Annotated in this window: 26 protein-coding genes; 10 read left to right on the top strand and 16 right to left on the bottom strand. The window is 64.9% G+C overall.

Features of this window, described 5'->3' with window-relative positions; translation table 11 throughout:
• Positions 1–2 precede the first annotated feature (2 nt).
• Positions 3–800, top strand: coding sequence for a ferritin-like domain-containing protein (locus ACFFJK_RS08455; RefSeq protein ID WP_379678736.1), 798 nt, complete (start codon positions 3–5; stop codon positions 798–800).
• Between the two features lie 96 nt (positions 801–896).
• On the opposite strand, the gene ACFFJK_RS08450 is transcribed toward ACFFJK_RS08455, so the two are convergent.
• Positions 897–2,198, bottom strand: coding sequence for a YihY/virulence factor BrkB family protein (locus tag ACFFJK_RS08450; RefSeq protein ID WP_379678735.1), 1,302 nt, complete (start codon positions 2,196–2,198; stop codon positions 897–899).
• 291 nt (positions 2,199–2,489) lie between these two features.
• On the bottom strand, positions 2,490–3,890 hold the full coding sequence (locus tag ACFFJK_RS08445) for an aminotransferase-like domain-containing protein (protein WP_379678734.1): 1,401 nt from the start codon (positions 3,888–3,890) through the stop codon (positions 2,490–2,492).
• A 68-nt stretch (positions 3,891–3,958) separates the two neighbouring features.
• Between ACFFJK_RS08445 and ACFFJK_RS08440 the strand changes: the two genes are divergently transcribed.
• Entirely contained in the window at positions 3,959–4,261 is a 303-nt protein-coding gene (locus tag ACFFJK_RS08440) for a hypothetical protein (RefSeq protein WP_379678733.1), read from the top strand.
• A 330-nt stretch (positions 4,262–4,591) separates the two neighbouring features.
• Here the strand turns inward: ACFFJK_RS08440 and ACFFJK_RS08435 are convergent, their stop codons facing one another.
• The 6 genes from ACFFJK_RS08435 to mltG all read right to left on the bottom strand — a co-directional run bounded on the left by ACFFJK_RS08435 (position 4,592) and on the right by mltG (position 9,311).
• The gene (locus tag ACFFJK_RS08435) at positions 4,592–5,110 is read right to left on the bottom strand and encodes a hypothetical protein (protein WP_379678732.1); all 519 of its coding nucleotides are present in this window, start codon (positions 5,108–5,110) and stop codon (positions 4,592–4,594) included.
• 556 nt (positions 5,111–5,666) lie between these two features.
• Positions 5,667–6,185, bottom strand: coding sequence for a GNAT family N-acetyltransferase (locus tag ACFFJK_RS08430; RefSeq protein WP_379678731.1), 519 nt, complete (start codon positions 6,183–6,185; stop codon positions 5,667–5,669).
• Positions 6,186–6,252: 67 nt separating this feature from the next.
• Positions 6,253–6,630 carry a PilZ domain-containing protein gene (locus ACFFJK_RS08425; protein WP_379678730.1) on the bottom strand — a complete coding sequence of 126 codons (378 nt, stop codon included), beginning with the start codon at positions 6,628–6,630 and terminating at the stop codon, positions 6,253–6,255.
• A 10-nt stretch (positions 6,631–6,640) separates the two neighbouring features.
• Positions 6,641–7,660: a DNA polymerase III subunit delta' gene (locus ACFFJK_RS08420; RefSeq protein WP_379678999.1), complete on the bottom strand. Its 1,020-nt coding sequence runs from the start codon at positions 7,658–7,660 to the stop codon at positions 6,641–6,643.
• Between the two features lie 2 nt (positions 7,661–7,662).
• A complete protein-coding gene (gene tmk / locus ACFFJK_RS08415) occupies positions 7,663–8,286 on the bottom strand; it encodes a dTMP kinase (RefSeq protein ID WP_379678998.1) in 624 nt (207 codons plus the stop codon).
• Positions 8,286–9,311, bottom strand: a complete 1,026-nt coding sequence (gene mltG / locus ACFFJK_RS08410; RefSeq protein WP_379678729.1) for an endolytic transglycosylase MltG — start codon at positions 9,309–9,311, stop codon at positions 8,286–8,288. The genes tmk and mltG overlap by 1 nt, the downstream gene beginning before the upstream one ends.
• Positions 9,312–9,447: 136 nt before the next feature.
• Here mltG and ygfZ point away from each other — a divergent pair, with 136 nt between their 5' ends.
• The 3 genes from ygfZ to ACFFJK_RS08395 are packed head-to-tail and all read left to right on the top strand — an operon-like array spanning position 9,448 to position 11,566.
• Positions 9,448–10,518 carry a CAF17-like 4Fe-4S cluster assembly/insertion protein YgfZ gene (ygfZ, locus tag ACFFJK_RS08405; RefSeq protein ID WP_379678728.1) on the top strand — a complete coding sequence of 357 codons (1,071 nt, stop codon included), beginning with the start codon at positions 9,448–9,450 and terminating at the stop codon, positions 10,516–10,518.
• Between the two features lie 2 nt (positions 10,519–10,520).
• Positions 10,521–10,814, top strand: a complete 294-nt coding sequence (locus ACFFJK_RS08400) for a DUF4936 family protein (RefSeq protein ID WP_379678997.1) — start codon at positions 10,521–10,523, stop codon at positions 10,812–10,814.
• The gene (locus ACFFJK_RS08395) at positions 10,805–11,566 is read left to right on the top strand and encodes an NRDE family protein (RefSeq protein ID WP_379678727.1); all 762 of its coding nucleotides are present in this window, start codon (positions 10,805–10,807) and stop codon (positions 11,564–11,566) included. Before ACFFJK_RS08400 ends, ACFFJK_RS08395 begins: the two co-directional genes overlap by 10 nt.
• A gap of 27 nt (positions 11,567–11,593) precedes the next feature.
• Here the strand turns inward: ACFFJK_RS08395 and ACFFJK_RS08390 are convergent, their stop codons facing one another.
• The 3 genes from ACFFJK_RS08390 to ACFFJK_RS08380 all read right to left on the bottom strand — a co-directional run bounded on the left by ACFFJK_RS08390 (position 11,594) and on the right by ACFFJK_RS08380 (position 13,797).
• The gene (locus tag ACFFJK_RS08390; protein ID WP_379678726.1) at positions 11,594–12,502 is read right to left on the bottom strand and encodes an SDR family oxidoreductase; all 909 of its coding nucleotides are present in this window, start codon (positions 12,500–12,502) and stop codon (positions 11,594–11,596) included.
• Positions 12,503–12,523: 21 nt separating this feature from the next.
• The gene (locus tag ACFFJK_RS08385) at positions 12,524–13,306 is read right to left on the bottom strand and encodes an SDR family oxidoreductase (protein WP_379678725.1); all 783 of its coding nucleotides are present in this window, start codon (positions 13,304–13,306) and stop codon (positions 12,524–12,526) included.
• A 188-nt stretch (positions 13,307–13,494) separates the two neighbouring features.
• Entirely contained in the window at positions 13,495–13,797 is a 303-nt protein-coding gene (locus tag ACFFJK_RS08380) for a Dabb family protein (protein WP_379678724.1), read from the bottom strand.
• Between the two features lie 318 nt (positions 13,798–14,115).
• On the opposite strand from ACFFJK_RS08380, the gene ACFFJK_RS08375 reads away from it, so the two are divergent.
• On the top strand, positions 14,116–15,816 hold the full coding sequence (locus tag ACFFJK_RS08375) for an MFS transporter (protein WP_379678723.1): 1,701 nt from the start codon (positions 14,116–14,118) through the stop codon (positions 15,814–15,816).
• A 254-nt stretch (positions 15,817–16,070) separates the two neighbouring features.
• Complete coding sequence (locus ACFFJK_RS08370) at positions 16,071–16,292, top strand: hypothetical protein (protein WP_379678722.1); 222 nt, start codon at positions 16,071–16,073, stop codon at positions 16,290–16,292.
• 9 nt (positions 16,293–16,301) lie between these two features.
• On the opposite strand, the gene ACFFJK_RS08365 is transcribed toward ACFFJK_RS08370, so the two are convergent.
• The 3 genes from ACFFJK_RS08365 to ACFFJK_RS08355 form a co-directional block, all read right to left on the bottom strand.
• On the bottom strand, positions 16,302–16,559 hold the full coding sequence (locus tag ACFFJK_RS08365) for a hypothetical protein (protein ID WP_379678721.1): 258 nt from the start codon (positions 16,557–16,559) through the stop codon (positions 16,302–16,304).
• A 126-nt stretch (positions 16,560–16,685) separates the two neighbouring features.
• Positions 16,686–17,237, bottom strand: coding sequence for a DUF2939 domain-containing protein (locus ACFFJK_RS08360; RefSeq protein ID WP_379678720.1), 552 nt, complete (start codon positions 17,235–17,237; stop codon positions 16,686–16,688).
• A 16-nt stretch (positions 17,238–17,253) separates the two neighbouring features.
• The gene (locus tag ACFFJK_RS08355) at positions 17,254–19,341 is read right to left on the bottom strand and encodes a 3-hydroxyacyl-CoA dehydrogenase NAD-binding domain-containing protein (protein ID WP_379678719.1); all 2,088 of its coding nucleotides are present in this window, start codon (positions 19,339–19,341) and stop codon (positions 17,254–17,256) included.
• Between the two features lie 150 nt (positions 19,342–19,491).
• Here ACFFJK_RS08355 and ACFFJK_RS08350 point away from each other — a divergent pair, with 150 nt between their 5' ends.
• On the top strand, positions 19,492–20,256 hold the full coding sequence (locus ACFFJK_RS08350) for a hypothetical protein (protein WP_379678718.1): 765 nt from the start codon (positions 19,492–19,494) through the stop codon (positions 20,254–20,256).
• Between the two features lie 343 nt (positions 20,257–20,599).
• On the opposite strand, the gene ACFFJK_RS08345 is transcribed toward ACFFJK_RS08350, so the two are convergent.
• A complete protein-coding gene (locus tag ACFFJK_RS08345; protein WP_379678717.1) occupies positions 20,600–21,505 on the bottom strand; it encodes a mechanosensitive ion channel domain-containing protein in 906 nt (301 codons plus the stop codon).
• A 103-nt stretch (positions 21,506–21,608) separates the two neighbouring features.
• Between ACFFJK_RS08345 and ACFFJK_RS08340 the strand changes: the two genes are divergently transcribed.
• Positions 21,609–22,004, top strand: a complete 396-nt coding sequence (locus tag ACFFJK_RS08340) for an EAL domain-containing protein (protein WP_379678716.1) — start codon at positions 21,609–21,611, stop codon at positions 22,002–22,004.
• Positions 22,005–22,006: 2 nt separating this feature from the next.
• Here the strand turns inward: ACFFJK_RS08340 and ACFFJK_RS08335 are convergent, their stop codons facing one another.
• A complete protein-coding gene (locus ACFFJK_RS08335; protein WP_379678715.1) occupies positions 22,007–23,659 on the bottom strand; it encodes a 3-(methylthio)propionyl-CoA ligase in 1,653 nt (550 codons plus the stop codon).
• A gap of 211 nt (positions 23,660–23,870) precedes the next feature.
• On the opposite strand from ACFFJK_RS08335, the gene ACFFJK_RS08330 reads away from it, so the two are divergent.
• A complete protein-coding gene (locus ACFFJK_RS08330; protein WP_379678714.1) occupies positions 23,871–25,379 on the top strand; it encodes a protein adenylyltransferase SelO in 1,509 nt (502 codons plus the stop codon).
• Positions 25,380–25,392: the final 13 nt, after the last annotated feature.

Genomic DNA, 25,392 nt, shown 5'->3' with positions numbered 1-25,392 from the left:
ATATGGCTGAACAGAAAGAACACGTGGGCATGAACAAGACTGGCGTGCAGATGGCGCCGCTCCAGACCAAGGCCATGCTCGACGACGACAAGATCATCACCCGCGCCCATCCGGGCGACGAAACCCAGATGGCGCAATTGCGCGCATCCTACATCGCCGAAGGCGAGGGACTCGGCTCGATCCCGGTGCCGGGCACGATGAAGGGCATGGTGAGCATGGGCGCCCACATGCTGATGGGTGACCAGCCGCAGGTCCTGCTCGACAAGATGGCCGAGCGCTTGGCCATGGAGCGCACTGCGACCCGCCTGTACGACGCGCTGCTCACCAAGCTCGACGTCGTCGCCCAGGAGGTCACTACAGGCAAGCTGTCGATCACACGCGACGACGTCGCCAGCATCCGCGGCGACGAGGCGCGCCATGCCTTGATCCTGCGCGATGCGATCGAGTCGATGGGCGGCGACCCGACCGCGATGACCCCGAGCGCCGACCTGGTTGGCGTCGAGGCCATGGGCCTGGTGCAGGTGCTGAACGACCCGAGGACGAGCCTGGCCCAGTCGCTGCACGCGATCCTCACGGCCGAACTGAGCGATGGCGTCGGCTGGGAGACGCTCATTGCGCTGGCCAACGAGAACAAGCAGGACGAACTGGTCCGCGAGTTCAGCGCAGCCCTGACCCAGGAGCGCAAGCACCAGGTGATGATCCAGACCTGGTATGACGAGGCCGTCGGGCTGACCAATGGCGCAACCGCGGTCGTCCCGGGACGCCAGGCCGGCGCCGGCATGCCGGGCTCGCGGCACTGAGGCATGAAGGCCTGTCCGGTTGCCGCCTGCGGGCGGCAACCGGCTGGCTGGTCACGTGCTCCACCTGGCCATCGTCACCTGCCCTGATCCAGTCGGCTAGTGGCTGCCCGAACTACCGTTCCGTACTTTGCTGTTCGCGTACACCCACGTGTATTCAGCGCCAAACAGGAAAATCTGCGCGGAATAGTAGAACCAGGCGACAAGAATCACAAAAGAGCCGGCTGCGCCAAAGCCCGAAGCCACGCTCGATTCCGCAAGGTACAACGCGATCAATGATTTGCCTACGTTGAAGAGCAAGGCTGTTACTGCGGCCCCCATCCAAACATCGTGCCAGGATATCTTCGCGGTTGGCATGATCTTGTAGATCATCGCAAACAGAACTGCGAAGAGGGCAAACGACGCGGTGAAGTTCAGTACACTTGCCAGAACGCTTTCCGCTGCATTCCCCCCGCCCAACCATTCGCTCGTCGCCGCGAGCGCAGCGCTGACGACAAGTGAAATCATCAGCATGAAAGCGAGCCCGAGAACCAGTCCGAAGGATAATACGCGGCTGCGCAACCAACCCCAAACGCCTGACGGTTTTTCTTTCGCTGGCACCCGCCAAATGCGGTCCAAATCAGTTTGCAGCTCGGCGAAAATGGCAGTGGCGCCCAGCAGCAGAAGAACACCGCCAACGATACTGGCGACAATCCCGGTGGACGGTTCACGCGCAGCTTGAAGCAAGCCCTGCACCGCCGTCGCGCCTTCTTTACCCATGATGCCTTGAAGCTGCGCGATAATTGCTCCTTGTGCAGCGTCCTGTCCAAATACCATCCCTGCAATCGCAATGATGAGGACCAGTAGCGGTGCCAGGGAGAAAAGTGTGTAATACGACAGCGCTGCCCCCATACTCGGCGCGTAATCGTCCATCCATGCATTTGCTGCCGCCGAGACTATTTGCCACTGCCTGCCAATCCAGCTCGTTGAGGTTTGCTCGAACATTGGTCGCGGGGGAGTGCTTGTGGCTGTTTCCGGATCCTTTGCGTCGGGCCTGCAGTCCTCTGACCGCGTCGGCGCATATTCTGTTCCCTCCTGGACCGCGGCGGATGCGGGGACACCAGCATTGTTCATGGCCGAGGCAAAAAATGCTGCTAGAGGTACGAGAAAACTGCCCGTCTTTAGCATATCGCCAGTGTCCTCGCTGCGCGCCGGTGCCCTGCTGGATACAGGCGTTCTTTTGCGCGTGACGAGCGCATAGCCCGCCGCTGCGATTCCCAGCACAGCGGCGCCAAGGACATACGGAGAGGAAAGCACGCCTGAAGCCTTCGATTTGAACGCTTCGAGTTGCTCATTCGTTCTCGACTCGGCGGCAGCGATGCCGGTTTCGACTTCATGCTTTTCGTGGGCGGTAGCGGTCATATTGTCCTCTTGTGTCTGCACTCGTGCCGGGCCGCCTTGGCGTGACGGTATGTACCTGGGCGATTCGTATGTCGGCAGCCAGTAGGCCAGCGTCCTTGACTGCGTATTTAATTTGCCTACATGCAATGTTTTGCTTGTTGGTTCATTGGCGAACCTTCTTTATGCACATCGGTACCAAGCCGATCCTGCTCGCCGCGGTTTTTCAAGGTCATCCGACACGCGGGCTCCTTGGAAAACGTTACCGTAAGCCTTCTGTGAGGAAGCTTCAGTACGGTGACTCACCGTCTGCAGTCAAACCACAGCAGCGCTGAACGGCCCGGGCCGCCGCGCAAGCAGACGAGACAGCCGTTGCAGACCCGCCTGCAAGCGTCCACGGTCCTTGATGCTACCCAAGGAGATCCGAATCGCATTCAGGGATCCGCTGTTGGTTGCGAATGCCTCTGCCGGCGTGACTGCGATACCCTCGCTCTCGGCTGCACGCGCAAGCTGCGAGGAGTTCCAATACGCCGGCAACGCGAGCCATACATGCAGGCCGTCTCCGGCCCCGCTATACCGCCCGGCCAGGATATCCCGCGCCATCCCGTGGCGCAGGCGCGCCTCCTTGCGTACGCCTTCCAATAATCCCTGTGCCGATCCGTCGAGGATCCACTGCGTGGCCAGTGCGGCGCTCAAGGGAGCGACCATCAGCGCGAACGATCTCAGCGCGGCCAGGAAGCGCTCCCGTTCGTTCGGGTCACGTACGAGCACGAAGGCGACGCGCAAGCCGGGCGTGAGGCATTTCGACAGGGTCGAGATGTAAACCACCTGTTCCGGGGCAAACGTGGCAATCGGTGGCGGCGGGCCATCGGCAAGGAGCCAGTAGGGGTCGTCCTCGACGATGCGTACGTTGCAGCGCTTCGCGATGGCGGCGAGCTCCTGGCGCCGGCGCTGCGGCATGGTGATGGCGGTCGGGTTCTGTAATGTCGGATTGAGGTAGACCAGCGCGGGCTTGTACCGGCGGCACGCTTGCTCGAACATCCCAGGGACCATCCCCTGCTCGTCCGCTTCCACCGCAATGATGTGCCGGCCGAAGTGGGTCGCTGCGGCACGCAAGCCGGGATAAGCCATCGGCTCGGCCAGGATCACATCGCCAGGCTCCGTCAGCGCGAGGATCAGTGCGGCGATCGCCGCCTGCGCACCCGGACAGACGACAAGCTGACGGGAATCCAGATGTCCGAACATCGGTTCGAGCCATCTGGCTCCGGCCTTGCGGTCGGAGTCGCTTCCCCCGCCCAAGTGGTAAGTCATCAGCAATGCATTATCTGCGCTCATCAGTACTTGAGACAGGCCCTGTTTCAACATGTCGTCGAAGTCCACCCCATCCGGCGGTGGCGGGGTATTCATGCTCAGGTCGAGGACCGACGTCAATTCGACTTTCGGCGCTGCGACATAAGTGCCGCGCGCGCCGCGGCCCTCCAGCAGGTTGCGGCGCCTGGCTTCGTCATACGCGCGCGTGACCGTCGTCAGGTCGACCTCCAGCCGTGCTGCCAACTGGCGCTGTGGGGGTAGTCGGTCACCCGGTTTCAGCGATCCGTCTACCACCGCCGCCTGCAACGCATCCGCAATCTGCAAAAAACGGGGCCCGCCATGCACGGCCAATCGCGGCAACCAGATTGGCGGATGTACATCTTGTATGGTTTTCAACTGGGACATTTTGTCTCAATGTATGGAGATTGCTTTTGCGTAGAATGCCTCAGAGCGCGCAACAACACCATACTTGCATGGCAGTCGCCGACGTTTTCTCCTCTCATCTGCCTTCGGCACATCGCCTGGAAATATTCAAAATCATGGATTGGTTCCCTATCGTCGCCGGTACGTTCAAGGTTCTCGCCTTATGCACGGGCATGTTCTTCGCGATCAAGTGGCATTTCGATCGAGGGCAGCAGGAGAAGGCGATGGACAAGCGCGCGGTGCTACGCGCGGCCGCCAAGGTGGCCGCGGTCTTCGTGCTGTCGCTCATGGTTCTTGGTCTCGTCACCTTCGGCCTTATCCGGATGCTCCGTTTGGACTTGACCCTGCCATGACGGCCAAGAATAGTCGGCCGATAGCCGGTGATGCGGCAGCAATTGCCCAATGCGGCTATCGGCAGCTTCGCCAAGCGGGTCGGAGTTCGCTTCGGCAGACAGCCCCGGCAGTGCTGCGGGACGACCTATTGTGTGGAAAAAATCGCCAGACAACACGTTGCGAAGGTTCCGAGAAGTATCCAACCTCAACCTATCATCGAACGTTCAATACCCCTGTTTTGAACAGTCGAGGTAACAAATTTTTGTGTCCTGCTGTTAGTCTGGCCGAGTTTTTCGACATCATGAACCCGAAGCAGAAGATCAGGCCTCGTCGAAGTGCTGGTTACACAGTCAGCGAGGCCTTCTGGCGATACGATCCAGGACTTCGACATCGAACCAGGCGAGATTGACGGGGCGCGTGAGGTCCGACCCCGTGATCTCGGTTTTCCGTGCCGCATCTCGATAGATCAACCACTGTTTCGAAGGGACGAATGGTTTATTCGTTGATGGGTCGAAGATAGTTTCGAATCGTGGGTTGCCGACGACACTGAAGGCACACGAGCTGTAAGACGTGAACACCAGGATATCGCCGGGCTTTGACTTCCCTTTATATACGCGGTCAACGCGGAAGACAGCACGTTCTGCATCCATTTCAAAATCGATTCCGCCGCTTTTCACTTTCACGATATCGACGCGTTGAAGCGTTACCAGTTCGACCGAGTCGACGCTGGCGAACCGTTCCTTCACTCTTTTTTCGGTCATGGCATACCGATCTCCAGGCAATGGCGTGCAAGCGACCGCGTCTTGACTTGAAAAAACAAGAGCAAGGGCGAAAACGACAAGGGATTTAATCATATGGGTAGTCTGCATGGTTACCTCGAATATTGCGATTTATCCGCTCCTGTCCGAAGACGGCCTGCAGCGCACTTCCGGTACCGACCATGAGCGGTCCGGTTCATTGCTGCACGATCCTGCCGATCCCATTTTGTCGAGTCAGATTGACCTGTCGCGCAGGCGTCGATCGAGCGCAGGCGCTACGGTCTTCCGTACCTGGCACCAAGGACGTCACCACAGCATTGGTCAGTCGCCAAGGAACGCAAGCCAGCCCAGCCCAGAATAACCGATGACCGCGCCCGCGACACCCCCAACGGGCCACAGGAGATGGACTTCGTGCGGCGGTACGATCTCGAAACAGCAGGCAGGCCGCCGCCGCGAGCGCGCCGCACAGGAGCGTGCTCGCGGTGATGGGGTACATCCCGAACATCGTCAGACCCAGTCCGACGTGGTACGGCTGGGACCAGGCGCGCCACGGAAGGCCGGCAGCAAACCCGGACGCGACCGACGCGGCGAACAGGCAGGTGAGGCACAGCGCGGCCGCGACAGCCGCGATCCAGAGCAGCTGCGCGCCGCGCCACCGGCCCATGGATCAGGCGACGCGCTTGCCCAGGATGATCAGGTCGCGCTCGATGCCGTCCAGGTTCGCAACGCGCGGGAAATGCGCCCACTTCTCGAAACCGTACTTGCCGAACAGCGCCAGGCTGGCGGCGTTGTGGCCGAAGATGAAGCCCAGCAGGGTGTGCACCTTGACGTTCGGCGCGAAGGCGATCGCCAGTTCCAGGCAGTAGCGCCCGATGCCCTTGCCGCGCGCCGCTTCCGCGATGTAGATCGACACCTCGGCCGTGCCCGAGTAGGCCGGGCGGCCGTAGAAATTCGAATAGGACAGCCAGCCCAGCACTTCCGGGTGTTCGCCGGTATCGTCCGCAGCGTGGATCACCCACAGCGGGCGGCGTTCCGGCGTATGGTCTGCGAACCATTGTTCGCGCGATTGGACGGTGATCGGTTCGGTGTCGGCGGTGACTTCGCGCGAGGCGATGGTCGAATTGTAGATGTCGACGATGACGGGCAAATCGTCGCGGGTGGCCAGGCGGTGGACGTAGGACGGCATAGGAGCGAGGAGCGTTACAGGTTAAGCGCAGCTGAACTATTTTCAGCCAGGATCAGAAAAATTGAATTTATAGGGTATGGGTGGCGCGCGACGAGCGCAGCGCCGCGCCCAGGATTTCCTCGATGCGCTGCTTGGCGCGCTGCCCGGCTTCGTCGGAGGGGAAATGCACGCCGATGCCCTGCGCCTTGCTGTTGTTGGCGCCTGCCGGGGTGATCCAGGCCACCTTGCCGGCGATCGGGTACTTGTTCGGGTCGTCCATCAGGGCCAGGATCAGGTAGATCTCGTCGCCGATCCTGTAGGGCTTGGTGGTCGGCACGAACATCCCGCCGTTCTTCAGGAAGGGCATGTAGGCGGCGTACAGCGCCGCCTTCTCCTTGATCGCCAGCGACAGGACGGACGGCCGCGGTGCTTGCGGGGCGGTCGGTTCTTGGGGCGTGGCGGTCATCGGATTCCTTTCATGCGCAGCACGAAGTGTACTCAAGCAACATGTCTTCGACAAACAATTTTGCCGACAGCGGGTGGTCGGCCACCGCCCGGCGCTCGTTGGCGGCCTTGATGGCGCGGTTCAAGCTGGCAGTGTGCACCCGGCCGGACAAGGCCGCAAGTTCCTTCTGGTAGCGCGGATAGTAGCGGACCTTGCCCGACAGTTTCATCGAAAAGACGTCGTACAGCCAGCGCTGCTGCCAGGCCACCAGCGCCGGCAGCGAGGCCTTGGCGAGTTTTTCGGCGGTGCGCAGGGCGCCGTCCACGCTCGGGGCGGCCAGGAAATGCAGCAGCGCCTCCATGTCTTCGCGATTGCCCCCCTCGGCTTCCATCAGCGCGGCCAGCGGCGCCCCGCCCTGCTCGCGCAGCCAGCTGTCGGCATCCGCCACGCCCTGCTCCTTCAGCCAGGCCAGCGCCTCCGCGTGCGAGGGCATCGGCAGCGCGAACTTGCGGCAGCGCGACAGGATCGTCGGCAGCAGGCGGTCCAGGCTGTTGGAGGCCAGCAGGAACACGGTGCCCGGGGGCGGCTCTTCCAGCGTCTTGAGCAGCGCATTCGAGGCCGGCATGTTGAGCGCTTCTGCCGGGTACAGCACCACCACCCGCAGGCCCTGGCGGTGGGTGGAGATGTTCATGAAGTCCGCCAGGGCGCGGATCTGCTCGATCTTGATCTCTTTCGAGGGCGCCTTGGCCGACTTGGATTTCGACCCGGTCTCGGCGCCCTCGTCGCCCTCGGTTGCCGGCTCGTCCTCGAGGGCTTCGGGGCGCACGCGGCGGTAGTCGGGGTGGTTGTTCTGGGCAAACCAGCCGCAGGAGGCGCAAGCCTCGCAGGCGTGGCCGTCCGCGCGTACGTTCTCGCACAGCAGGGCCTGGGCGAAGGTTTCCATGAAATCGGCCTTGCCGACCCCGGCCGGACCGTGGAACAGGATCGCGTGCGGCAGGCGCTCGCGCATCTGCTGCAACCGGCTCCATGCCGATTGCTGCCAGGGGTACATCGTCACAACAGTTTCTCCAACACGTCAGCCAGGCGCACCTGGATCGCTTCGATCGCCTGGGTCGAATCGATCACCACGATCCGCTCGGGAAATTGCGCGGCGCGGCGCAGGTATTCGCTGCGGCACTTCTCGAAAAAGTCCGCCTGTTCGCGCTCGAACTTGTCGAGCGTGCGGGTCGCGTCCAGGCGCTGCCGCGCGACCGCCAGCGGGACGTCGAACAGCAGGGTCAGGTCCGGCTGCAGGTCCGGGTGCACCCATTGCTCCAGCGCTTCCATCTTGGCGCGCGCCAGGCCGCGCCCGCCGCTCTGGTAGGCGAAGCTGGCGTCGGTGAAGCGGTCGGACAGCACCCAGTCGCCCTTGCCGAGCGCCGGTTCGATCAGCTGGGCCAGGTGCTCGCGCCGGCTGGCGAACATCAGGAGCGCCTCGGTCTCGAGGTGCATCTTCTCGTGCAGCAGCAGGTCGCGCAGCTTTTCGCCCAGCGGCGTGCCGCCCGGCTCGCGCGAGGAAACCACCGTCTTGCCGCGCGAGGCCAGGAAATCGGCGACGAATCCGATGTGGGTCGACTTGCCGGCGCCGTCGATGCCTTCGAAGCTGATGAATTTGCCTTTCACGCTACCGCCTTGCATCATTGGCCGGTGCGCTGCTGTGGCTGGGGCTGGCGCCCCTGCCGCTGGTACAGGTTGACCGCCCGGTTATGGTCGTTCAGGTTGTCCGAGAACTGGCTGGTGCCGTCGCCGCGGGCGACGAAATACAGCGCCTGGGTCTCGGCCGGGTCCAGCGCCGCCGACAGCGACTGCAGGCCCGGCAGGGAGATCGGCGTCGGCGGCAGGCCGGCGCGCGTATAGGTGTTGTAGGGGGTGTCGGTCTGCAGGTCTTTCTTGCGGATGTCGCCCACGTAGCGCTCGCCCATGCCGTAGATGACGGTCGGGTCGGTCTGCAGCAGCATGCCGGTGCGCAGGCGGTTGACGAACACGCCCGCGATCATCCCGCGCTCGCTTTTCTGGCCGGTTTCCTTCTCGATGATCGATGCCATGATCAGGGCCTCGTACGGCGTCTTGTACGGCAGGCTCGGGTCGCGGCCTTCCCATGCCGCCTTCAGGTGCTTCAGCATCGCCTGGTGCGCCTGCTTGTAGATGTCGAGCTCGGACGAGCCCTTGGCGAACAGGTAGGTGTCGGGGAAGAACAGGCCTTCCGGCTCCTTGTACTCGGTCGAGATCTTCGCCATCAGTTCCTGGTCCGTCAGCTTCACGGTATCGTGGCGCAGGCGCTTGTGGGCGGCCAGCGCGGCCCGCATCTGGCGGAAGGTCCAGCCTTCGACGATGGTAACGGATTCCTGCGCGAACTCGCCGCGCACCAGCTGCGTCAGCAGCCGGCGCGGCGAGGTGTTCGGCTTGAGCTCGTAGCTGCCGGCCTTGATCTTCGGGGCTTCGCCGGTCACGCGCGCCAGGATGGTGAACAGGGTCGGGTTGACCGGCACGCCGGCGCCGGCCATCTGCTGGGCGGCCGAGGCGATGCCGCTGCCCGGGGTGATGGTGAATTCGATGGCGGGCTCGCTTGTCGTCAATGGGGCCTTCGACCACCAGGAAAAGCCTGCGACTGCGGCCACGGAAACGATGACGCCGGTAACCAGAATTTTTTTTATGAATGCCATGTGTTTTGCTTGGGGGTTTGCCTGCGGTTTTGCTTATGCATTTACCTGAACTCGCGCCGCTCTCGGCGCGATCGTGCCGACATCTTTATAATGAGCCCGTAATGATAAAGCCTAATTGCTAATACTAACTGGATTTATGCCTAACTGGACAGAAACACTCTCCTCGCTCGGCGCCCGCTTTCACCAGGATGAAGCTTCCCAGGTCGAAGATTTCGGCCGGCCGCTTACCGCCGCCGAGCTCGCCGATGGCTTCGTCGCGCCGGTCACCGACCTCGGCCTGATCGCCGTTACCGGTGACGACGCCGCCAGTTTCCTGCACAACCAGCTGACCAACGACGTCGAGCACCTCGGCCGCGCGCAAGCCCGGCTGGCCGGTTACTGTACGCCGAAGGGCCGCCTGCAGGCGACCTTCCTGTACTGGCGCAGCCCCTCCGCGGACCCCGATACCGTCTACCTGCAGCTGCCGCGCGCGATCCAGCCGCCGCTGCAGAAGCGCCTGGCGATGTTCGTGCTGCGCGCCAAGGCCAAGTTGCGCGACGCCACCGATGAGGCCCCATTCGCGGCCGTGCTCGGACTGGGCGGGGCCCGGGCCGAAAGCGCGCTGCGCCGCCACATCGACACGCTGCCCGATGCGCCGTACGGCAAAATAGACCATCCGCTCGGCACCGTAGTTCGCCTCGCCGATGCCTTCGGCGCGCCGCGCTACCTCTGGCTGGCCAGCGCCGAGGCCGCCGCCAACGCCCTGCCCGCCCTCGGCGGCGACCTGGCGCTGGGCGGCAACCAGGCCTGGCACCTCGCTGCGATCCACGCCGGCGTGCCCCAGGTGACGCTTGCCACCCAGGAACAGTTCGTGCCGCAGATGATCAACCTCGAACTGCTGGGCGGCGTCAACTTCAAGAAAGGCTGCTACCCCGGCCAGGAAATCGTCGCGCGCAGCCAGTATCTTGGCAAACTCAAGCGCAGGACGGCGCTCGCCACGGTCGAGAACGCGGCGGCACGTGCCGGCGACGAAGTGTTTTCCACGGCCGACCCCGGCCAGCCCTGCGGCATGATCGTGAACGCCGCGGCCAACGGCCTGGGCGGCGCCGACGTGCTGGTCGAGATCAAGCTCGACGCGCTCGAGCAGGACGTGCGCCAGGGTTCCGCAGCAGGCCCGCAGCTGCGCTTCCAGCACATGCCCTACCACCTCGACGCCCTCGACGTGTGACGATGATCGACCTGTACGTCTACTACAAGGTGCGCGAGGAAGACGCCGCCCGCCTGGCGCCGCGCGTGCACGCCATGCAGGCGCGGCTTGCCGCCGCCGGCTCCGCGGCCGCAGCCCAGCTCAAGCGGCGCCCGGAGGCGCGCGACGGCCTGCAGACCTGGATGGAAGTCTATCCGGCCGCAAGCGAAGGATTCGGCGAGGTGCTCGAAGCGGCCGCGCGCGAGGCCGGCCTTGCCGAATTCATCCAGGGCCCGCGCCGGTCCGAGGTTTTCACGGACTTCACACCATGTGCCTGATCGTCTTTGCCTGGCACGTGGTGCCGGGCGTCCCCATCATTGCCGCGGCCAACCGCGACGAATTCTACGACCGCCCGGCCACCCCGGCGGCGCCCTGGCCCGAGCATCCTCACGTGATCGCCGGACGCGATCTGCAGGGAGGCGGCAGCTGGATGGGCGTGACCACGGGCGGCCCGAACGGCCCCAGGTTCGCCGCCCTGACCAACATCCGCGGCCCCGCCGAACGGCGCGAGAACGCGCCCACGCGCGGCGACCTGGTGGCCGGCTTCCTTACCGGGGAACTGGACGCGGCCGCCTACCTGGAACAGGTGATCGCGCGCGGCGACGTCTACAACGGCTACAACCTGGTGCTGGGCGACCGCGATACCCTGTACTGGTATTCGAACCGCGGGGGCGACGATCCGCGCAACGGCAAGCCGCTCGAACCGGGCCGCATCTACGGCATCTCGAACGGCCTGCTCGACGCCCCGTGGCCGAAGGTGCTGCGCACCAAGGCCCAATTTGCCAGCCTGCTGTGCCAGGGCGCGCCCGAGGACGCCTATTTCGAGATGCTGGCCGACACCACCCGCGCGCCCGACCTGCGCCTGCCCGAAACCGGCATGCCGATCGAGGTCGAACGCATGCTGTCGCCGGTCTGCATCGAATCCGACGGCTACGGCACCCGCACCTCCACCGTCGTGAAGCTCTACCGCGAGGGCGAGCCGGAACTGCACGAGCGCCTGATGTGCCCGCACGGGCAGGATGCGGCCTGACTCAAGGGATCGTGCAGCCCTGGCGCCCTATCGCCGTCCCCTGACCCCCGCCTTCAGCATGTCGCGCACCTGCGGCGTTGCCGCATACGGATCCGCCGGCGGCCTGCCCTGCACGATCGCATCGAAGCGCTCGCCCACCGCGCCCAGGGCCTGCGGATGCGAATAGATGTAGAAGCGCCCTTCGCGCACCGCATCGAAGGTGATGCGGGCGACATCCTGGGCCGTCACCTTGCCTGCCTCGACCGCCTTTTCGGTCATCAGCTGCGCCGCCACCTGGCTGGCGGTGGCGCGCTCGTGGCTGGCCAGTTCGTCCGGCCGGTTGCGCTGCGAGTGCGCGATCCCGGTCGGCACGAAGTACGGGCACAGCACCGACGTCCTGATGGGCGCCTCCACCAGTTCCAGGTCGTGGTGCAGGGTCTCGGTGAGCGCCACCACCGCGTGCTTCGACACGTTGTAGATACCCATGGCCGGCGGCGTGAGCAGGCCGGCCATCGAGGCGGTGTTGACGATGTGGCCTTCATAGTCGGCATCGCGCTGTGCGCATTCGAGCATCACGCGCGTAAACATGCGCACGCCGTGGATCACGCCCCACAGGTTCACGCCGAGCACCCATTCCCAGTCCTGCTCCGAGTTCTCCCAGACCAGGCCGCCGCAACCGACGCCGGCGTTATTGAAGACCAGGTGCACGCTGCCGAAGCGTGCGACCGCCGCGTCGGCGAGCTCCTGCACGTGCGCGCCCTTGCTGACGTCGCATACCATGGCCAGCACCTCGGCACCGCCGTCGAGCAGTTCCTCGGCCGTGTGCTCGAGCGCCTTGGCCTGCACGTCGGCCAGCACCAGTTTCATGCCCAGGCCCGCCGCGGTGTCGGCGAACGCGCGCCCCAGTCCGCTGGCGGCGCCGGTGATCACTGCGACCTTGCCGTGAAAATCCTTCATGCTTCCCCCTTGTGAGCCAGGTCAGACGGCGGACACGCCTCCATCGACGGCCAGCGTCTGCCCGGTGATGTGCTTGCCGGCGCTTGACGCGAACAGCACCACCGCGCCTTTCAGGTCCTCGTCGTCGCCCAGGCGGTTCAGCGGCGCATCCGCCGCCAGCTTCTCGGCGCCGAACGCGGCCAGCACGCCCTTGGTCATCTTCGACGGGAAGAAACCCGGCGCGATCGAGTTCACCGTGATGCCGTAGCGGCCCCATTCGCCCGCCAGCGCGCGCGTGAAATTGACCACGGCGCCCTTGGACGTATTGTAGGCAATGGTCTGCATCGTGCCCGGCGGGTTGCCGGCCAGGCCGGCGATCGACGAGATGCTGATGATACGCCCGTAGCGGCGCGGGATCATGGACAGTTTGCCGACCGCCTGCGTGACCAGGAAAATGCTGCGCACGTTCAGGTCCATCACCTTGTCCCAGGCCTCGAGCGGATAATCCTCGGCCGGCGCGCCCCAGCTGGCGCCGGCATTGTTGACCAGGATGTCGACGTGGCCGAGCCGGGCAATGGCTTCCTGCACGAAGGCCTGTACCCCGTCCTCGATCGACAGGTCGGCGGCGATGGCGCTGGCATCGATGCCGCGTCCTTTCAGGTGGGCAACGGCCGCGTCGAGTTCTTCCTGCTTGCGCGAGGTGATCACGAGGCGCGCGCCCTGCTCGCCGAGCGCCTCGGCCAGCTGCAGGCCGAGGCCGCGCGAGCCGCCGGTGACGATGGCGGTCTTGCCGTTGAGGGAAAACAGTTCCTGGGTGGTGCGCATGGGTTGTCTCCGTTTATTCCTATAGTGAACCGGTGTTGTCTGCTTCGGACAAGAACCTGGATTCCCGCCTGCGCGGGAATGACGCAATTCAAGGCGCCAATGCGGGATACATCTTTGGCCTGCAGCGGCTGAACGTCGTTCCCGCGTAGGCGGGAACCCAATGTTGATGGGCGGGGGCCTGCGCCGGATTACACCTCGTAATCCATGCACTGCCGCGCTTCGCGCACCGCGCCGATGAACGGCACCACCGCCTTGTGCGTCGGGTGGTCGATATACGCCTGCAGCGCCGCCCGGTCCGCGAATTCCGAATACAGCACCACATCGTAGGTCGCTTCCAGCCCCGGTTGCGCCAGCGTCACCTCGAAGGTGAGGATCCCCGGCACGATGCCGGCGCAGGCGTCGAGGCGGCGTTTCATTTCACGCGCGTTCGTCGCGCGGTCGGCGCCCTCGGCCTCGTCCTTGAGCTTCCACATCACGATATGCTTGATCATTCCTGTCCTTTTCATGTTGAACGCCCGCTGCAACTGCGACGGCACCCGCGTGTCTCTCCCCGGCAACCGGGGTCGCTTGAGAATAGCACAATAGTACGGTCGTTCGTAAATTATTCGGCAAGTCATAGGACGCTGTGGTCCATATCTGCACCAGAGCGAAAACGCGTATGTACGCACGCCGGCAGTCGTCAAGACCTGTCATCCGTCAGGTCCGCGTAAGTTTGGAGACAGCACCGTGTAAGGAAACCGGAACACACTCCGCGACAGCTGACCAACAATCAGCATTCCGGTTAAACCAAATACCATACGGAGACACACATGGCAATCACGCCCGGCATGACCGCCGGAGGGAAAGCTGCACCTTCCTCCGCCGGACTCACCAAGGAAGAACGGAAGGTCATTTTCGCTTCTTCCCTCGGCACCGTGTTCGAGTGGTACGACTTCTACCTGTACGGCTCGCTCGCTGCGATCATCGCCAAGCAGTTCTTCATCGGCGACCCCACCACCACCTTCATCTTTGCCCTGATGGCCTTTGCCGCCGGCTTCATCGTGCGCCCGTTCGGCGCGCTGGTGTTCGGCCGCCTGGGCGACATGATCGGCCGCAAGTACACCTTCCTGGTGACCATCCTGATCATGGGCGCCTCCACCTTCCTGGTCGGCTTGCTGCCGAGCTACGCGCAGATCGGTATCGCGGCCCCGATCATCCTCGTCACGCTGCGTATCCTGCAGGGTCTGGCGCTGGGCGGCGAGTACGGCGGCGCGGCCACTTACGTGGCCGAGCACGCGCCGGAAGGCAAGCGCGGCTACTTCACCTCGTTCATCCAGACCACCGCGACCCTGGGCCTGTTCCTGTCGCTGCTGGTGATCCTGGGCACCCGCACGCTGGTCGGGGAAGAAGAGTTCCAGGCCTGGGGCTGGCGCATTCCGTTCCTGATCTCGGTCGTCCTGCTCGGCATCTCGGTCTGGATCCGCCTGGCGATGAACGAGTCGCCGGCTTTCGCCAGGATGAAGGCCGAGGGCAAGACCTCGAAGGCGCCGCTCACCGAATCCTTCCTGAAGGCGAAGAATGCCAAGATCGTCCTGCTGGCGCTGATCGGCCTGACGATGGGCCAGGCCGTGGTGTGGTACACCGGCCAGTTCTACGCGCTGTTCTTCCTGACCCAGACCCTGAAGATCGACGGCGCCACCGCCAACATCCTGATCGCCATCGCGCTGCTGCTGGCGACCCCGTTCTTCATCGTCTTCGGCGTCCTGTCCGACAAGATCGGACGCAAGTGGATCATCCTGGGCGGCTGCGTGCTCGCCGCGGCCACCTACTTCCCGATCTTCAAGGCCATCACGCACTACGGCAACCCGGCCCTGGAACGCGCCATCCAGACCTCGCCGGTGGTGGTGGTTGCCGATCCGGCCACCTGCCACTTCCAGGTCGACCCTACCGGCACCAAGAAATTCCCGTCCTCGTGCGACATCGCCACCCGCATGCTGACCGGCGCGTCGGTGAGCTACACGATCCAGGAGGCGCCGGCCGGCACCGTGGCCTCGATCAAGGTCGGCGACGCCGTTTATCCTTCGTTCAACGCCACCATGACGCCGGATAATCTGAACTTCGACGACAGCTCGAAGGCCCGGGAAACCGCCCTCAAGAAGGACGTGACCACCGCCCTGCAGACCGCGGGCTATCCGGAAAAGGCCGACCCGGCGGCGATCAACAAGCCGATGCTGGTGCTGCTGCTGTTCATCCTGGTGCTCTACGTGACCATGGTCTACGGCCCGATCGCGGCGATGCTGGTCGAGATGTTCCCGACGCGGATCCGCTACACCTCGATGTCCCTGCCCTACCACATCGGCAACGGCTGGTTCGGCGGCATGCTGCCGACCATCAGCTTCGCCCTGGTGGCCTTCAAGGGCGACATCTATTACGGCTTGTGGTACCCGATCATCATCGCGCTGATCACGGTGGTCATCGGCGGCCTGTTCGTCCGCGAGACCAAGGACAACAATATCTACGCCAACGACTGAGCCGCGGGACGGTCGCATGAACGATGCCGCTGGAGACAGCGGCATCGTTTTATCTGCATCGGGCGGCAGCCTGCCTTCATGCAGCGCGGAAACGATCAGTTAGCGGACTCAATTGGGAGGTATGATCGTCCATGGCCAGCGAGGCCACAGGAGTGCGAACTTATTGCTAAAGGAGAACTGTTATGCGTGCGTTGATCGTGACGGCAGCGAGCGCGCTGTGCCTGCTTGGCTGCGCGACGCCTCAGGAAAAGGCAATGAAGCAACAAGCCGAGATGGACCGCATGATGGCCGAGTACGGGCCGGCCTGCACCCAGCTAGGCTTTGCGGCGAACTCGGATCCGTGGCGCAACTGCGTCGTCCAGCTGGCGGCAAAGAACGACGCCAGGCGCGGCGGGGTATCGACCTCGGTTTTCGGCAACTGGGGCAGCTGGGGCCGCGGTTCCGGCGTCGGCATCGGGATCGGGATAGGGCGCTAGGGCGTCCGTTCACGGCGCAGTGCGGCGCCGTCCCGGCCCCTGGTACCGGTCCAGCAGCGGGCTCGAAGGCGCGACCAGCAAGACTGCAAACCAGGCAAGAAAGGAAAAGCAGCGCCAGAAGCCGATCAGGCAAAAGAAATGCAGCATCCACTGCGCCGGCCCGCGCAGTGCCCCGATGCCTGCCATTCCCAGCAACAGCAGCGAACAAAAGGTGCTGCCCCCTGCCATCGCCGCCACGAACCACCATTTTCTCTCGAGATTGCTCATCCTTGCCCCTGTCTGGCCGGATCGATCGGCCATGCGCGCCCATGCTGGCACTTCGGCAAGCCTGAAAAGTCACGAACGGTCACCATGCAGCCGCGCCAGCCACGTGGAGCACGAACGAACGATCAGTCAGTCGCGCGGCAGCTCGATCCCGCCGAGCTTCCAGCTCCACAGCCCGTGGCGGTGCAGGATGAACGCCCCACTACCGCCGCCCTCCCTGGTCATGGCAACCCGGTCCCAGCTGCGGTAGGCCAGGTCGTAGCGGACCTTGTCTCCTTCCCCGTCCGTGGAAGCCCGTCCCGGCGCCGGCGCGGGGTCCGGCTCGCGCCGGATGCGCACCTCCCCGGCCTCGAGCATGGCCGTCACCCCTGCAGGCGACACCACCGCGTCGACCACCGGATCGATCACTGCCAGCGCCATCGCCTTGCCGAACGCCGCGAATGGGTTGTCGCGGGCCTGCGGCACGAGCGAACCCGCGCCGAGCTGCGCGACCAGTTCCGCCTTCACGCTCTCGCGCAGGGCCGGAAAGTCGACGTGTTGCGCGACCTTCGCGGCATCGCGCTCGGCCACCGCCGTGCGCAGCTGGTAGAGGCGCCAGTACGGGCTGGCGTAGCTCGACACCGCCAACAGCCCGGCCACGACGGCGGCGGCCGCCAGCGCGCGCTTGCGGCCCGATGGCATCGTGCCCGTGCGCCGTTCAGCCATTGAAGCCCTTCCCCTCGGCGGCAAGGCGCTCGAGCAGCGGCGCCGGCGTCCAGGCTTCGCCGTGGCGGCCGCGCGCATAGCTGCGGATCGCCTCCAGCACCTTCGGCAGCCCGACCGTATCGGCGTAGAACATCGGGCCGCCGCGGTGCAGCGGGAAGCCGTAGCCGGTCAGGTACACCATGTCGATGTCGGAGGCGCGCAGCGCGATGCCTTCCTCGAGGATCTTCGCGCCTTCGTTCACGAGCGCAAACACCAGGCGCTCGACGATCTCCACGTCCGCGATGGCCCGGCGCTCCACGCCGATGTCCTTCGAATGCTGCACGATCATGTCGTTCACCAGCTGCGACGGGTGCGCCTTGCGCTCGCCCGCCCGGTAGTCGTACCAGCCGGCGCCGGTCTTCTGGCCGAAGCGGCCCTGCTCGCACAGCAGATCGGCGGTCTTCGAGTACGCGATATGCGGCGATTCGACGGCGCGGCGCTTGCGGATGTACCAGCCCACGTCGTTGCCGGCCAGGTCGCTCATCCGGAACGGCCCCATGGCGAAGCCGAAGCGCTCGATGGCCGCATCCACCTGCTGCGGCAGCGCACCCTCGTCGAGCAGGAAGTAAGCCTGGCGCAGGTACTGCTCCAGCATCCGGTTGCCGATGAAACCGTCGCACACACCCGACACCACGCCGGTCTTCCTGATCTTCTTCGCCAGCGCCAGGGCCGTGGCCAGCACGTCCTTGCCGGTTTCCCCGCCGCGCACGATCTCCAGCAGCTTCATGACGTTGGCCGGGCTGAAGAAATGCAGGCCGATCACGTCGTGGGGGCGCCCGGTGAACGCGGCGATGCGGTTCAGGTCGAGCGTGGACGTGTTCGAGGCCAGGATCGCGCCCGGCTTCATGACGGCGTCGAGCTGGCGGAACACGCTCTCCTTGACCTGCAGGTCCTCGAACACGGCCTCGACGACGATGTCGGCCCGCGCGATGTCCTGGTAGGACAGCGTGCCCGTGACCAGGCCGATGCGCTGCTCGGCCTTCTCCGGCGCCAGCTTGCCCTTCTTGACCGTGTTCTCGTAGTTCTTGCGGATCGTGGCCATGCCCTTGTCGAGGGCTTCCTGCGTGGTTTCGAGGATGGTCACCGGGATGCCGGCGTTCGCGAAGTTCATTGCGATGCCGCCGCCCATGGTGCCGGCGCCGACCACGGCCGCGCTGGCGATGCTGCGAGTCGGCGTGTCCGAGGGCACATCCGGTACCTTGCTCGCGGCGCGCTCGGCCATGAAGGCATGGCGCAGCGCTTTCGATTCCGGCGTCTGCATCAGGTGCAGGAAGCGTTCGCGCTCGAACTTCAGGCCATCCTCGAAAGGCATCGTGCACGATGCGGCGACGGTCTCGACGCATGCGAGCGGCGCCGGGAACGGGCCGGCCATTGCCTTGACCTGCTCGCGCGAAGCCTGCAGGAAGCCTTCAGGGTTCGGGTAGCCGACCTGGCGGTCGCGCACCCTGGGCAAGGGGCGGACGTCGGCGACCCTGCCGGCGAAGGCCACCGCGGCGGCCACCAGGTCGGTCCCGGGCGGAAAGACTTCATCGAACAGCGCGGTGCCGGCCAGCTTCTCGGACAGCACCGGGGTGCCCGTGACGACCATGTTCAGCGCCATCTCCAGGCCCAGCACGCGCGGCAGGCGCTGGGTGCCGCCGGCGCCCGGCAGCAGGCCGAGCTTGACTTCCGGCAGCGCGATCTGGGCGCCCGGCAAGGCCACGCGGTAGTTACAGCCGAGGGCGAGTTCCAGCCCGCCGCCCATGCAGACGGTGTGGATGGCGGCGACCACCGGCTTGCTGCAGTCCTCGACCACGCGGATCAGGGTGTGCAGGGTCGGCTCGGTCAGCGCCTTGGGCGAATTGAACTCGCGGATGTCGGCGCCGCCCGAGAAGGCCTTGCCGGCGCCGGTGAGGACGATCGCCTTCACCGCATCGTCGCTTTCGGCGCGGCGGATCGCGTCGACGGCGGCGCTGCGCGTGGCCAGCCCGAGGCCGTTGACCGGCGGATTGTTGAGGGTCACTACGGCAACGCTGCCCTGGACAGTGTAGTCGGCGCTCATGTCTCTTCCTTCTCCTTGTAAGTGGTACTGACGGACTACTTAACTATACCTCAACTAAAAGAACGGCCGTATTATTTTCTGCGGCCTGCGCCTGTGCCAGAATAGCGTCCCCGCCCCGATTCGCCAAAGCGCCTCCACGACCCGATGACCATGATGGAAAAACTGATCGCACAACTGAACCGTCTCTATCTCATGCCCGGCCCTGCCCTACCCGCCGAGCTCGGCGAGCATTTCCGGGGAGTGCGCGCCGTGCCCGTCCCGCTGGCCTCCGGAGACGACCTGACGCGCGCCATCGTCATCGACTTTCCCAGGGAACGCGATGCGCTCGGCCACTGGACCGCCCTGTGCGCGGTCGCCAACACCCTGCAGGAGACGTTCGGCTTTCCGGCGCCCGCGGTCAGCATCACGGGAGACAGCGGCTATCGCCTCTGGCTGTCCCTGGCCGAGCCGGTGCCGGTCGGCGACGCGCGCCGTTTCCTGTCGATGCTGCGCGAGCACTATTGGCCGGAACGCGAGCTGGAACTGCGCGACGCGGTCGAACTGCCGCCTTGCCTGAACGGCGCCAGCGGCAAGTGGGCAGCCTTCATCCATCCGGGAATGGGCGCCTCGTTCGGCGAGGAAGCCGGGCTGGAAATGGCCCCGCCGATGGCCGCGCAGGTCGCCTTCATCGAGGGCCTGGAAAGCATCGGCAGGGCGCAGTTCTTCGACGCATTGGTGTCGATGAAGCAGGCCGATACCGCAGCGCCGGCGCAGCCGGAGCTGCCGGCCCGGCCAGCGGCGGACGCTCCGCCCCCGGCGCCGGCCGCCACCGAGGGGCTGCTGCTGAAGGACGCCACCCTGGAAGACATCGTCCGCCACCTGCATGCGCTGAACATCGAGCCGACCTTCCGTCACCTGCTACCGGGCCGCAACTAAAACCTTGTGAGCTTGCCTGAACGGCCGCTCCCGGCCAGGCTATGTAAAAACGCCCATCGAACAACACTTTGGCGGTCTCCGGCCTCTTAGAACCGCCACCACGGTGTCGTCTCGAGGTCGGGAATGGCAAAAAACCCCGAAAACACGCGAACATCGTGTTTCTACACAGCCTCGACCCAAAGCTGCCGTTCAAACTCTGCAGCCCGTGACCGGACGCTCACGCACGTCTGCTCGCTCAAGACGTCAGGCGCCTGCCATCGCTGCAGCCATCGCGTACTTTATCGTCGCGAATGACGATGGCCGCACGCGAAATCGCGGCGGGACGGCACCAGGACTGGCAGTGTCAGCGAGCGGCGCTCTCGATTCTGCTGACCGATGGCTTGGAAGCACTGCCGGCATCGTGTGGCCCCTGTCCTATCAGAGTGAGATAGCGGCGCAAAATCGCCTGCTCGATATTGATGCGCTCATCCGGCCGGCAAGCGTATCGCAGAGTCAAGATCGCATGCTCGTGCCTGCTCAGGTCCATGATGACCTTGGGGCTGCCGGAGGGCAGGTCGATCATTTCGCGCGACTCCATCCGTTTGAGGTGCCGGCTTGCTTCGTCGATCCATTCCCCGCAAACCTCCTGGGCGGCCTTCAGAAGCAAAGGTTCGCAGTGCATGAGGTCGCGATGCAACACCGATACCGGAAGCAGGCGAAGCACATATTGTCCTGTGGCCGTCAGGTTCTTCACAGGCATCGAAAGTAGCATTGCATGGGGCAAAATTACGTTCGCGCCAGTAATCAGGTTGCCCTCCGATGTATCGGCCACCGTCGTGTTGAGCATGCTGGTGTCGACCACCCGTCCAGATACGCCGTTGATCTCGATAAAGTCTCCCACGCGGTATGGCCGCGTGATCGCGAAGACGGCGGTACCTAGCAGGCTCGCAAGAAAATCCTTTGAGACGATTAGCATCGCGCCGGCGACCGCAGCAACCGACAGCGCCACGCCGGCAATTTTCGATGCCCAGATGATACTTAGCGCCACGATGGCGCCGGCAAGAATCAGGTTCTTGACCAAAACAAAGTTGCCACGCCGGCGAGCGAATTCTTGCTCGTCGAGGCAGCGTGTCACGGCGCGCCGCTGCAGGAAGCCGATGCTGGCAGCTGACAGCCAGAACACGATCAAGGTGGCAAGGATGCGGCCAATTTCTGATTTTGCGAGGGCTGTGAATTGTAATACGGTTGTGCTACTTGCCAGATCGAGCATCGTTGGTACTGAGAAGGATGGTAAGTAGCGATCTTAACAGGATGTCGACCTGGTCGATGCGGTCGTCAGCACCCGGGACCGGGTCGCCGGGCGCGGCTCGATCATGCATGACATCGATCACGCAGCGACACTGCTGCGCGAGTTGAAAACCCTGGGGGTGTCGAGTTCCATCGACGATTTCGGCACCGGCTATTCGAGCCTGAGCGCACTGCGCAACTTCCCGGCCGCCAAGCTGAAGATCGACCGTTCCTTCGTGCACGAGATCGAGACCGCGCCGAGCGCGGCCGCGGTGGCGCTGGCCGTCATCTCGTTTGGCAGGACGCTCGGCATGCGCGTCAATGCCGAGGGCGTGGAGACGGCCGGCCAGGCGCAATTCCTGCAAAGGCACGGCTGCGACGAAATCCAGGGCTGCCTGCTGGCGCGCCCGCTGCCGGCCGATGCGCTGGAGGCGCTGTTCCGGCAGGACGGTGCGCCGCGGTGGGACACCCCGGCGCCCTGAGTTCAGGCGGTCGGCAGCCGGTGTTCCCGGTACGCGTCACGCAGCTTGTTCTTCTGGATCTTGCCGGTGCCTCCGACCGGCAGCGCCTCGGTAAACACGACATCGTCCGGAATCCACCACTTCGCGACCTTCCCCTCGAAAAAGCCAAGCAGCTCCTCGCCCGTGAGCGCCATACCCGGGCGCCTCACCACCACCAGCAGCGGCCGCTCGGCCCATTTCGGGTGCTGCACCCCGATGCAGGCCGCCTGCAGCACGGCCGGGTGGGCCATGGCGATGTTCTCCAGGTCGATCGAGCCGATCCACTCGCCGCCCGACTTGATCACGTCCTTGCTGCGGTCGGTGATCTGGAGGTAGCCGTCAGGGTCGATGGTGGCCACGTCGCCGGTCGGGAACCAGCCGTCCTGCAGCACCTCGCCGCCTTCGCCCCGGAAGTAGCCGGACACCACCCACGGCCCTTTCACGAGCAGGTGCCCGTAGGTCGTGCCGTCCCACGGCAATTCGCTGCCGTCGTCGTCCACGATCTTCATGTCCACGCCGTAGATCGCGTGGCCCTGCTTGCGCAGCACGGCGCGCTGCGCCGCCGCGGGCAGCGAACGGTGCTTGGCCGTCAAGGTGCAGGCGGTGCCGAGCGGCGACATCTCGGTCATGCCCCAGGCGTGCACGACCTCGACGCCCAGTTCGTCGACCAGGGTGTCCATCATGGCCGGCGGGCAGGCCGAGCCGCCGATCACGGTGCGGCGGAAGGTCGAGAAGCGCAGTCCGTTCTGCTTCACGTGATTGACCAGCCCGAGCCACACGGTCGGCACGCCCGCCGAGAAGGTCACGCCTTCGCTCTCGAACAGCTCGTAGAGCGACTTGCCGTCCAGGGCCGGGCCCGGGAACACCATCCTGGCACCGGACAGCGGCACCGAGTACGGCAGGCCCCAGGCGTTCACATGGAACATCGGCACCACCGGCAACACGGTATCGGCGCTCGAGACGTTGAGCGCGTTCGGCATCGCCGAGGCATAGGCGTGCAGCACGGTCGAGCGGTGCGAGTACAGCGCGCCCTTCGGATTGCCGGTCGTGCCCGAGGTATAGCACAGGGCTGCCGCCGAGCGTTCGTCGAACTGCGGCCACGCGTACTCGTCCGAGGAAGCGTCGACCAGGTCTTCGTAGCACAGCAGCAGCGGGATCTTGCTGTCGGCCGGCATGGCGGCGCGTTCGCACATCGCGACATAGCCCTTGATCGTCGTGCAGTGGTGCGCCATCGCCTCGATCGCCGGCAGGAAGCTCAGGTCGAAGAACAGGTACTGGCCCTCGGCGTGGTTGAGGATGTACGCAATCTGTTCCGGATGCAGGCGCGGGTTGATGGTGTGCAGCACGGCGCCGGAACCCGACACGGCATAGTAGAGCTCCATGTGGCGGTAGCCGTTCCAGGCCAGGGTCGCCACCCGGTCGCCCATGCCCACGCCCAGCGCCTGCAGCGCGCCGGCCATGCGCCGGGCGCGCCGCTCGCAGTCACGGTAGGTATACCGGTGGATGTCGCCCTCCACGCGGCGCGAGACGATTTCGGTGTCGCCATGATGGCGCGCGGCGAATGCGATAATGCTCGACACCAGGAGGGGCTGGTCCATCATCTGGCCCATCAGGGGGCTGCTCGGGTATGCGGTCATGGGCGCTCCATGTGGCAGGTTGGCGATTTACGGCTCAGCATCGAGTGTCGTCCCTGCCATGAAAGTGCGTCAACGCAATTCGATGACGCGACGCAGCATCCTCCCCCCCCGGGCCGGCCCCACGTCGTTACCGGATGTAACGGGGTTGGCGGGCGCACGCCTGCGCCCATAGAATCCGCCCGGGTACGGTAGAATCCTGCTAACACCCTGGATGTTTTTCAATCTGCAACCTGCTACCCGTACTGGAGCTGCCATTACTGCCGACGAACTGCCGTTCAACAACTCGTTTGCCGAGTTGCCGCCCGCGTTCTATACGCGGTTGATGCCGACGCCCCTGCCGTCGCCCTATTTCATCGCTGCCAGCGCACCCGCGGCGGCGCTGGTCGGGCTCGACCCGCAAGACCTGGCCCGCGAGGACTTCGTCGACGTCTTCACCGGCAACAAGGTGGCGGTGCGCTCGCAGCCGCTCTCGGCGGTGTACTCGGGGCACCAGTTCGGCGTCTGGGCCGGCCAGCTCGGCGACGGCCGGGCCATCACGCTCGGCGACATCGCCACGCCGAATGGTCCGATGGAGCTCCAGCTCAAGGGTGCCGGCCTGACGCCCTACTCGCGCATGGGCGACGGCCGCGCCGTGCTGCGCTCCTCGATCCGCGAATTCCTGTGTTCCGAAGCGATGGCCGCGCTCGGCATCCCGACCACCCGCGCCCTGGTGCTGACCGGTTCGCACCAGCGCGTCATGCGCGAAACCGTCGAGACCGCCGCGGTGGTGACACGCATGGCCCCGACCTTCATCCGCTTCGGTTCCTTCGAGCACTGGCACTACCGCGGCAAGCAGGACGAGCTGCGCCTCCTGGCCGACTACGTCATCAAGAACTGGTATCCGGAATTCACCGGCGCGGCCAACCCGTACAAGGAACTGCTGGCCGAAGTCACCCGCCGCACCGCGCGCATGATCGCCGGCTGGCAGGCGGTAGGCTTCATGCACGGCGTCATGAACACCGACAACATGTCGATCCTCGGCCTGACGCTCGACTACGGCCCCTTCGGCTTCATGGAAGCATTCGACGCCAACCACATCTGCAATCACACCGACCAGGGCGGGCGCTATTCCTATGCCAACCAGGTGCCGGTGGGGCACTGGAACTGCTACGCGCTCGGCAATGCCCTGCTGCCGCTGATCGGCACGCCCGAGGAAGCCGAGGAAGCGCTCGACGCCTACCGCCCGGCCTTCGGCGCGAGGCTCGACGAGCTCCTGCACGCCAAGCTCGGCCTGCTGGGCGCGCGCGAGGACGACGAAGCGCTGTTCGACGACATGTTCAAGCTGCTGCAGGCCAGCCACGCCGACTTCACGCTGTTCTTCCGCCGCCTGGGAGACCTGGAGCGCGACGGCGACCTGGCATCGGATGCGCCGCTGCGCGACCTGTTCATCGACCGCAAAGCCTTCGATGCCTGGGCCGCGCAATACCGTGCGCGCCTGCGTGCCGAGGACAGCATCGATGCCCGGCGCCGCGAAGCCATGCACCGCACCAACCCCAAGTATGTGCTGCGCAACTACCTGGCCCAGACGGCCATCGAACAGGCCCAGAACGGCGATTTCAGCGGCGTGCACAAGCTGCTGGCCGTGCTCGAGCGCCCCTACGACGAGCAGCCGGAGAACGAGGCCTATGCGGCCCTGCCGCCCGATTGGGCAGCCCACCTCGAGGTGAGCTGCTCTTCCTGACGCAGCACGACCG

The organism is Massilia consociata (assembly GCF_042432755.1).
In the GTDB taxonomy this organism is placed as follows: domain Bacteria; phylum Pseudomonadota; class Gammaproteobacteria; order Burkholderiales; family Burkholderiaceae_D; genus Telluria; species Telluria consociata.
Note: the sequence above shows the minus strand (reverse complement) of the source record. Positions and strands in the feature narration are given on the sequence as shown.